We start from the raw sequence: 10,273 nt of genomic DNA on the forward strand, positions 1-10,273 counted from the left end.
AGCATGTTAAATCAGTCCAAAATTTTGGTTTGGTATCAAGTAGCTAGCCAAAAAGTTATTTTAGGTGAAGCACTTAATCATCAACACCAAGATCTCATATCGATGTGGCTGAACGCGCCTGAAGAGCGGCTGACAACGGATTGTTTGGGCTATCGCTTATCACTGTTCGATGATGGTGGAAGAGAGATCGCAGATAAATCTGTCTCAATGTTAACCGCCGATGAGTTTCTATCCGGACCCAATGTCCAAGCGTAAAAAAGGCCAGCGTGTTGCTGGCCTTTTTGGTGTTTGCATTTCTATGCACGTTTTTCTTTGAGCGTATAGGTGACATCTTCGACTTCAATGTCTGATTTAGCCCGGCAGATGCACGGCAAAATCTCTTGCTCTTGAGTGTAAGCCATAGCAAAACCAACGTATTCAACTTCACCTGAAGTTAACTTGCAACGACAGGCTCCACAGTGCCCATCGCGACAGTTGTACTCTGGCTCCAACCCCGCCTTTTCTAGCGTTTCTAGAATGGTATTGGAAGGGTGAGATTGGATCGTTGTGATGCCGTTAATTTTGATGCTGGGCATTACAGTTCAAAATCCTTAAAGTCATCCGCACGTACGTCACTATCGATCTGACCTACTAGGTAAGATGAAATCTCAGCTTCCTGAGGAGCGACTTGCACGTTATCAGACGACAACCAGGCGTTAATCCATGGGATTGGGTTAGACGTCGCACCAGGATATGCCGCGTCTAGACCAACGGCTTGCATACGGATGTTAGTGATGTACTCAACATACTGGCTGAGAATATCCTTGTTCAGACCAATCATTGAGCCATCTTTAAACAGGTATTCTGCCCACTCTTTCTCTTGCTCAGCGGCGGCTTTAAACAGCTCAAAACACTCTTGTTTACACTCTTCTGCGATCTGCATAAACGAGAAATCATCTTGACCATTGCGTAGCAAGTTGATCATGTGTTGGGTGCCTGTTAGATGCAGCGCTTCATCGCGAGCAATCAGCTTGATGATTTTGGCGTTACCTTCCATCAACTCACGCTCAGCAAAGGCGAATGAACAAGCGAAACTTACATAGAAACGAATCGCTTCAAGCGCGTTGACTGACATTAAACACAGGTACAGTTTTTTCTTCAGATCATGAAGTGAAACGGTGATCTGCTCGCCATTGACTTGATGAGTTCCCTCGCCATAGCGGTGGTAATCGTTGGTGAGCTGAATCAACTCATCATAGTAACGAGAAATGTCATCAGCACGTTTGAGAATGTGCTCATTCTCTACGATGTCGTCAAATACCACACCCGGATCATTGACGATGTTACGAATAATATGGGTGTATGAGCGCGAGTGAATGGTTTCGGAGAAAGACCAAGTTTCAATCCAAGTCTCCACTTCTGGTAGTGACACTAACGGCAGTAGTGCAACGTTTGGACTGCGGCCTTGGATAGAGTCAAGCAGAGTTTGGTACTTCAAGTTTGAGATGAAGATGTGCTTCTCATGATCTGGCAATTTGTTGTAGTCGATACGGTCACTAGATACGTCGACTTCTTCTGGTCGCCAGAAGAAAGAAAGCTGCTTTTCGATCAGCTTTTCAAAAATTTCAAACTTTTGTTGGTCGTAACGAGCAACGTTCACTGATTGACCTAAGAACATTGGTTCTTTCAACTGGTCGTTTTTGTTTCGGTTAAAAGTACTGTAAGCCATGTTGCCTCAATTCCTTTTAAGCCCCTCAATTAATGAGGGGCGAGTAATTTGTTTAGTCTAGATAAGCCCAAATACAGTGGGATTAAATCTTACAACCGCCGCCTGCACAATCATCGTCTTGAGGTTGTACTGCGTCTTTTTGATCATCGCTCGCGCCGTCACGAGTGTTGTGGTAGTAAAGAGTCTTCACACCAAACTTGTACGCCGTTAGAAGGTCTTGGAGCAGTTTCTTCATCGGCACTTTACCACTTTCAAAACGCGATGGGTCGTAGTTGGTGTTAGCCGAAATGGCTTGGTCGACGAACTTCTGCATGATACCCACAAGGTGCAAGTAACCGTCATTCGAACCAATGTTCCACAATAGCTCGTAGTTATCTTTGTACTCAGTAAACTCAGGCACAACTTGCTTCAAGATACCGTCTTTTGATGCCTTAACTGACACATAACCACGTGGTGGCTCGATACCGTTGGTTGCGTTCGAGATTTGCGAAGACGTCTCTGATGGCATAAGCGCGGTCAGGGTAGAGTTACGCAAACCATGAGTCATGATTTCGTCACGCAGACCGTCCCAATCGTAGTGCAGAGGCTCATCACAAACGAGGTCGATATCTTTTTTGTAAGTATCGATAGGCAGTAGGCCTTTCGCATAGTTGGTTTCATCGAATGACGGACACTTACCTTGCTCTTTTGCCAAGGCAACAGACGCTTTCAATAGGTAGTATTGCATCGCTTCGAACGTACGGTGAGTCAGACCATTAGCGCTGCCATCTGAGTACTTCACGCCATTCTTCGCTAGGTAGTAGGCGAAGTTGATGACACCAACACCTAGGGTACGACGGTTCATCGTCGACTTGTATGCAGCTGGAAGCGGGTAATCTTGGTAATCGAGTAGCGCGTCTAGTGCACGAACAACCAGATCAGACAGTTCTTCGAAGTCATCTAGGGACTTGATCGCACCTAAGTTGAACGCTGATAGCGTACAGAGCGCGATTTCGCCTGAGTCGTCTTCAACATTAGTCAGAGGCTTAGTTGGTAGTGCGATTTCCAAACACAGGTTTGATTGACGAACCGGTGCCACTTTTGAATCGAATGGACTGTGAGTATTACAGTGGTCGACGTTTTGAATGTAGATTCGACCCGTAGAAGCACGTTCTTGCATCAAGATAGAGAACATCTCGATGGCTTTCACCGTCTCTTTCTTGATCGAAGGATCATTTTCGTACTTAACGTATAGGCGTTCAAACTCATCTTGATCTTCAAAGAATGCGTCGTACAAGCCAGGGACGTCTGAAGGTGAGAATAGGGTGATATTGCCACCTTCAACCAAGCGTTGGTACATCAAGCGGTTTAATTGCACGCCGTAGTCCATGTGACGCACACGGTTCTCTTCTACACCACGGTTGTTCTTAAGCACCATCAGTGCCTGAGATTCTCCGTGCCATAGAGGGTAAAATACAGTCGCAGCACCACCACGCACACCGCCTTGAGAACAACATTTTACTGCCGTTTGGAAGTATTTGTAGAACGGAATACAGCCAGTATGGAAAGCTTCACCGCCACGGATCTCAGAGCCTAGTGCACGAATACGCCCCGCGTTGATACCAATACCTGCTCGTTGCGAAACATAACGAACAATAGAGCTCGCCGTTGCGTTGATGGAATCTAAGCTATCGCCACACTCAATCAGAACACACGAGCTGAACTGACGGGTAGGTGTACGTACGCCCGACATAATAGGCGTTGGTAGAGAAATCTTAAATGTAGACGTCGCATCGTAGAAACGCTTGATGTAATCAAGGCGCGTTTCTTTCGGATATTTTGCGAACAAACAGGCTGCAACAAGAATGTATAGGAACTGAGCACTTTCATAAATTTCGCCGCTAACGCGGTTTTGAACAAAGTACTTACCTTCAAGCTGTTTCACGGCTGCATAAGAGAAGTTGAGGTCACGACGGTGATCAATGTACGCGTCCAATTCATCGAGCTCAGCTTTGCTGTAGTCTTCCAGAATGTGTTTGTCGTACTTGCCTTTATCTACTAAGCGTGAAACATGCTCGTACAACGCTGGTGGCTCGTATTGGCCATACGCTTTTTTACGTAGATGGAACACGGCGAGACGAGCCGCAAGATATTGGTAATCTGGCGTCTCTTCTGAGATTAAGTCGGCTGCTGACTTGATGATGGTCTCGTGAATATCGGTCGTCGTGATGCCGTCGTAAAACTGAATGTGAGCGCGCAGTTCTACTTGAGAGACAGAGACGTTTTCTAGGCCTTCGGCAGCCCATGTAATCACGCGATGGATCTTGTCGAGATCAATACTTTCTTTGCGTCCGTTACGCTTAGTAACGGTAAGTTGTTGGTTCATTCTGCTTCATTTCCCTAACAAAACTGATTAAAGCCGTTTTTTTGTGTAATTCTTGTAAAATTCGTTCCGGCTTTGTGATCAAAGTCTATCTATATATTGTAGTACAAACACAATATATAGGGGTGCACTGAGGTGCGGATTACAAGATAGTGCTATCGAGGGTGGTTTTCAAGTTACAGATCTTGGAAGACTTGTGGATAACTAACAAAATTGAAAAAATCAGTAAGTGGATACTAACCGATGAGATTAGAGCTGGTAAGATTGCGTAAAATTACCGTTTTGGGATCGGTTTAGAACTAACCACAAACAAAAAAAAATACCTTGATCTTTACACAAAATTGGGTGCGATTTTTGTGTTGACTATTTTGGAATCAAACCGACAAAATTCGAGCAAATTTGCACTAAAAAAGGCGGTGAGCTTGTGCTACCGCCTTCTGCAAAACCCTTATGGTTTTTGAGAGAATAGACTCTAAAATTTCACTGTATGGACAATGTAATTGACGTCGACATTTTGGCCCAATTTATAGGTGTCAGTAAGCGGGTTGTAGTGTAGACCCGTAATTCCGGTTTCAGTGAGATCGGTTTGATCGATCATCTTTATAAGTTCTGCGGGTCTGATGAACTTGTCGTGATCATGGGTGCCCTCTGGCACGATTTTTAGCAGTTTCTCGGCACCAACAATGGCAAACAGATAAGACTTGAAATTACGATTGAGGGTCGAGAAAAACACATGTCCGCCAGGTTTGACTAATGCAGCGCAAGAGCGAATCACCGAGAGTGGGTCAGGAACATGCTCGAGCATTTCCATACATGTCACCACGTCGTATTTGCCCGCATTGTGCTGTGCGTGGTCTTCAATGGTGCTTTGGATATAAGTCAGCTCTGTTCCGGTTTCTAATGCATGCAGGCGAGCGACTTCAAGCGGCTCTTTACCCATATCTAAACCCGTTACTACTGCACCTTGTTTTGCCATGCTCTCAGCGAGGATGCCGCCGCCACAACCCACGTCGAGGACTTCCTTGCCAAACAGACCATCACAGTTGTCCAACACATAGTTTAAACGCAGCGGATTGATTTGGTGCAAAGGCTTGAACTCGCCTTCCAAATCCCACCAGCGAGAAGCCATATCTTCAAACTTTTTGATTTCTTTCGGGTCGACGTTTTGTGATTGGGTCATAACAACTCTTACTAATAAACCTGCTTGCTTGAGTTGGGCATTATACTCGCTAACGTTGAACACTCCATAGACAGAGTCACTTTTATCCAAAATTGGATAAAATATAACCATTTATCAGCAGCCTAGCATCCAAGTGTGCAAATTGTCGGCGTTTGATTCACAACCAACCTCACAACCTTGTAAAAGGAGAGGGAAAGTGATGCCGAACGACTGAAATCTATGTTATATTTTTGCACCTTAAGCGTATTGTACATACGATCTATAAATAGAGGGATAATGGCTCTATGAGCGATCTAGCGAAAGAGATCACGCCCGTAAACATTGAAGATGAGCTGCGAGGTTCGTACCTAGACTATGCGATGTCAGTTATCGTAGGTCGAGCTCTTCCAGATGTGCGTGATGGCCTAAAGCCAGTGCATCGCCGCGTATTATTTGCGATGAATGTACTCGGTAATGATTGGAACAAACCATATAAAAAATCTGCCCGTGTTGTTGGCGACGTAATCGGTAAATATCACCCACATGGTGATAGCGCAGTGTACGATACTATCGTACGTATGGCTCAGCCGTTTTCACTTCGTTACATGCTGGTCGACGGTCAAGGTAACTTCGGTTCGATCGATGGTGACTCAGCGGCGGCAATGCGTTACACCGAAGTTCGCATGGCGAAGATCGCCCACGAACTTTTGGCTGACTTAGACAAAGAAACGGTTGATTATGTACCTAACTATGATGGTACAGAGCAGATCCCAGCCGTTCTTCCAACCAAAATTCCTAACCTATTGGTCAACGGTGCTTCTGGTATCGCAGTAGGTATGGCAACCAACATTCCACCGCACAATTTGACGGAAGTGATCGATGGTTGCTTGGCATACATCAATAATGAAGAGATCACTATTGATGAGCTCATGGACTACATTCCTGGTCCTGACTTTCCGACAGCAGCGCTAATTAGTGGCCGCAAAGGCATCGTCGATGCTTACAAGACGGGCCGCGGTAAGATTTACATGCGCTCTAAAGCGGATATCGAAACCGACAAAAATGGTCGTGAGACTATCGTCGTCACTGAGATCCCTTACCAAGTCAACAAAGCTCGCTTGATCGAGAAAATCGCCGAGCTGGTTAAAGATAAGAAAGTAGAAGGCATCAGCGCACTGCGTGACGAGTCTGACAAAGACGGTATGCGCATTGTTATCGAATGTAAGCGCGATGCAGTCGGCGAAGTGGTGTTGAACAACCTTTACGCCAACACGCAGTTGCAGACGACGTTCGGCATCAACATGGTTGCACTGAACAATGGTCAGCCGCAGCTATTTAATCTTAAAGATATGCTTAAGTGCTTCGTTGATCACCGCCGAGAAGTGGTCACACGTCGTACTATTTTTGAACTACGCAAAGCACGCGAACGTGCTCATATCCTAGAGGGCCTAGCGCTTGCTCTAGCGAACATTGATGAGATCATCGAACTGATTCGCCGAGCGCCAACACCGGCAGAAGCGAAAGCGGGTCTTATTGCTCGTGGTTGGGATCTTGGTAATGTTGCCGCGATGCTTGAGCGTGCTGGTACCGACGCAGCTCGCCCAGAGTGGCTCGAAGAGCAATACGGTATTCGCGATGGTCAGTACTACCTGACTGAGCAACAAGCACAAGCGATTCTAGATCTACGTCTACATAAGTTGACTGGCCTAGAACATGAAAAAATCCTGGATGAGTACAAAGCGCTACTTGATCAAATCGCTGAACTAATGCACATCCTAGCAAGCACTGAGCGCTTGATGGAAGTGATCACTGAAGAGTTAGAGCTTGTCCGCGAAAGCTTCGGTGATGCTCGACGCACAGAAATCACCGCTGCAAGCCATGACATCGACATGGAAGAGCTGATCGCTCGTGAAGATGTTGTCGTCACCCTTTCAAATGCGGGTTACGTTAAGTACCAAATCCTAAGCGATTACGAAGCACAGCGCCGTGGTGGTAAAGGTAAGAGTGCGACCAAAATGAAAGACGAAGATTACATAGAGCGTCTTCTGGTTGCCAATACTCACGACAATATCTTGTGTTTCTCTACTCGCGGTAAGACTTACCGTCTGAAAGTTTATCAATTGCCTCTCGCAAGTCGCACCGCACGCGGTAAGCCAATTGTGAACCTTCTTCCATTGGAAGAAGGTGAGCGCATCACAGCGATCCTTCGTGTTGATGAGTTCTCTGAAGATAAGTTTATCTTCATGGCAACGGGTGACGGTACAGTTAAGAAAACGCCACTGACTCAGTTCGCTAACGTACGCTCAAATGGTCTTATCGCGGTTAACCTGCGTGACGATGATTCACTGATTGGTGTGGATATCACCAATGGTGACAGTGACATTATGTTGTTCTCTCAAGCGGGTAAAGTGGTTCGCTTTAGTGAAGACAAAGTTCGTGCGATGGGCCGTACAGCGGCAGGTGTTCGCGGTATGAAGCTAGCAGACGACGATCAAGTTGTGTCGCTGATTGTGCCTTCAAATGAGGGTGACATTCTAACCGTCACGCAAAACGGTTACGGTAAGCGTACCGAGCTTGCAGAGTACCCAATCAAAGGTCGTGCAACTCAGGGTGTGGTATCGATTAAAGTTTCCGAGCGTAACGGACCTGTTGTAGGTGCGGTTCAAGTCGAAGAAGGCGACGAGATGATGATGATCACTGACGCAGGTACGCTGGTTCGTACTCGTGTTGCAGAGGTCAGCCAAGTTGGTCGTAACACTCAAGGTGTCACCTTGATTCGTACTGCAGAAGACGAGAACGTTGTTGGTTTGCAACGTATCGACGAGATTGAAGAAGCGGAAATGGTCGAAGGAGAAGAAGAGGGCGCGCAAGCGGCTACAGAGGCTTCACCTGAATCTGACCAAGAGACAGGCGACTCGCAAGAGTAATGTTTGACCACCGTTTTGAAATCAAAATGCCAGGCTTTAGCCTGGCATTTTTTATGCCCGTAAGTATATAACTACAACCCTAGATCTTTTCGCGCGAATTACAGTGCAAAGGTATAATCCCTGTCTGACTAGATCTCTAGTTTCTATGCTTGCTCTCTAAACGAATGTAACCGTTTAGAGAGCACAAAAAAAAGGTCGCGATTGCGACCAGATAACAGGAAGTAATGGATATCGCAAAGGCCAGAGGAGTAGCCTTTAAACGTGTAACTTTATTGTAGCCCACCATTCGCGTTTTGCGATAAATATGCATATTTCTTTAGTGATGGGGATAATTGTTCGCAACGATTACTAAGACATTTTATTGGTGATAAATCTACTGTGTAGAGTTATGTTGGTTTTTAATCTTGGATTTATGCGCTAAAGGTAAAATTAACATCTGCATAGGTTGTCCTAATTGATGTAATTGACTTTTAATTTGGGCCGTCGATTGATCGGTAGCAATGAAAGTGTTGATTCGTCACTAAAGTGCGCGATATGGCTCACATCTGGTCTGCCTATTGCCAGCAAACCCGCGTAGAATCATCGCGTCGAAATCCCGCTTCCGGAACTTAAAATGGATAACAAACTTGGATTAAGCTCGTTAACCGCCATTGTTATTGGCTCAATGATTGGCGCAGGCGTGTTTAGCTTGCCACAGAATATGGCCTCGGTGGCCAGCCCAGCAGCCGTGATGATTGGCTGGACCATCACTGGCGTGGGCATGATCTTTCTGGCGCTCTCTTTTCAAAAGCTCGCGTTTCATCGTCCGCATGTCGATAGCGGTGTCTTTGGTTACGCCAAAGAGGGGTTTGGCGACTTTGTTGGGTTTTGCTCTGCATGGGGTTACTGGCTAAGTGCAATGTTAGCCAACGTTTCATATTTGGTGATTGTATTTAGCACCTTAGGTATGTTGTTTGATACTCCTGACCAAGTCATATTTGGCCAAGGGAACACCCTAGTCTCGATCATCGGTGCGTCTTGCTTACTGTGGTTAGTCCATGCGTTGGTGCTTCGCGGTGTGCAAACGGCGGCGTTAATCAATATGGTGACAACCTATGCCAAGCTCGTCCCCTTAATCATCTTTATTCTCTGCGCTTTGCTGGCGTTCAATTGGCAAACATTTACTGTTGATTTTACCGGCTTGCATCTAGGTGAGCAGGCTGATTTATTGTCGCAAGTGAAGAGCACTATGCTGGTGACAGTGTGGGTGTTTATCGGTATTGAAGGCGCGGTCGTGGTGTCTAGTCGTGCGCGAAACCGCAAAGACATTGGCCGAGCCACCATTCTTGGTTTGCTCACTGCTTTAGCGATCTACGTGTTTGTTACCTTACTATCGATGGGGGTAGTCAAACCAGCTGAACTGGCAACCTATCAAAATCCGTCCATGGCGAAAGTATTAACAGAAATTCTCGGGCCTTGGGGTCAGTACATCATCAGTATTGGCTTACTTATCTCCGTGTGTGGTGCCTTTCTCAGCTGGACGGTACTAGCGTCGGAAGCGCCATACTTGTGTGCTAAAGAGAAAATGTTTCCCCAAAAGTATGCCGAGTTAAACCAAGCGGGCAGCCCGGTGAAACCGCTGACCTTAACTAACGTATGGATCCAAATATCTTTGATTTTCGTAATGTTCGCCGGCAGTACTTATGACACCTTGCTCATCATTGCCTCAGAAATGATTTTGGTCCCTTATTTCTTAGTTGGTGCGTTTGTGCTGAAGATTGCCATCACCGAGAAAAACCGTGGAAGCCTGTTGTTGGTCGGCTTAGGAGCGAGTATTTATGGGATTTGGCTACTGTACGCATCAGGTTTGAATTACTTGCTGTTGTCTGCACTGTTGTATCTACCTGGTCTCTACTTTTACGTTCAAGCAAAACGCGAGCAAGGTATCCATCCGTTTAGAGGCCGTGAACGACTAGGCGCGAGTGCACTGGGCATTACTGCAATGTTGGCGGTCACTATGATCTGGAATGGCAGTTTGAGCTTAGCTTTTTAGTGGTTGACTCTAAGCTTGCTGACGAGCTTTTAAGTCGCTTGGGCAAAACTTTGCTCAAATAGGGTAATAAGCTGCTTAAATGGTA

The 10,273-nt window shown here is 46.0% G+C and carries 7 protein-coding genes; 3 read left to right on the plus strand and 4 right to left on the minus strand.

Annotated features, from left to right (window positions below):
* The first annotated feature begins 3 nt into the window (after positions 1-3).
* Complete coding sequence (locus MTO69_RS06005) at positions 4-255, plus strand: hypothetical protein (protein WP_248332819.1); 252 nt, start codon at positions 4-6, stop codon at positions 253-255.
* A 41-nt stretch (positions 256-296) separates the two neighbouring features.
* Here the strand turns inward: MTO69_RS06005 and yfaE are convergent, their stop codons facing one another.
* From yfaE to ubiG, 4 genes are all read right to left on the minus strand, one after another.
* Positions 297-575: a class I ribonucleotide reductase maintenance protein YfaE gene (gene yfaE, locus MTO69_RS06010; protein ID WP_248332848.1), complete on the minus strand. Its 279-nt coding sequence runs from the start codon at positions 573-575 to the stop codon at positions 297-299.
* Positions 575-1,708, minus strand: coding sequence for a class Ia ribonucleoside-diphosphate reductase subunit beta (gene nrdB / locus MTO69_RS06015; RefSeq protein WP_248332864.1), 1,134 nt, complete (start codon positions 1,706-1,708; stop codon positions 575-577). The genes yfaE and nrdB overlap by 1 nt, the downstream gene beginning before the upstream one ends.
* Positions 1,709-1,790: 82 nt before the next feature.
* Positions 1,791-4,073: a class 1a ribonucleoside-diphosphate reductase subunit alpha gene (gene nrdA / locus MTO69_RS06020; protein WP_248332891.1), complete on the minus strand. Its 2,283-nt coding sequence runs from the start codon at positions 4,071-4,073 to the stop codon at positions 1,791-1,793.
* 469 nt (positions 4,074-4,542) lie between these two features.
* Entirely contained in the window at positions 4,543-5,250 is a 708-nt protein-coding gene (gene ubiG / locus MTO69_RS06025) for a bifunctional 2-polyprenyl-6-hydroxyphenol methylase/3-demethylubiquinol 3-O-methyltransferase UbiG (protein ID WP_248332931.1), read from the minus strand.
* A gap of 284 nt (positions 5,251-5,534) precedes the next feature.
* Here ubiG and gyrA point away from each other — a divergent pair, with 284 nt between their 5' ends.
* Positions 5,535-8,156 (plus strand): DNA gyrase subunit A, encoded by a 2,622-nt coding sequence (gene gyrA, locus MTO69_RS06030; RefSeq protein ID WP_248332948.1) that lies wholly within the window; start codon positions 5,535-5,537, stop codon positions 8,154-8,156.
* A 613-nt stretch (positions 8,157-8,769) separates the two neighbouring features.
* Positions 8,770-10,188 carry a basic amino acid/polyamine antiporter gene (locus tag MTO69_RS06035; RefSeq protein WP_248332963.1) on the plus strand — a complete coding sequence of 473 codons (1,419 nt, stop codon included), beginning with the start codon at positions 8,770-8,772 and terminating at the stop codon, positions 10,186-10,188.
* Positions 10,189-10,273: the final 85 nt, after the last annotated feature.

The organism is Vibrio sinaloensis (genome assembly GCF_023195835.1).
GTDB classification, from domain to species: domain Bacteria; phylum Pseudomonadota; class Gammaproteobacteria; order Enterobacterales; family Vibrionaceae; genus Vibrio; species Vibrio sinaloensis_C.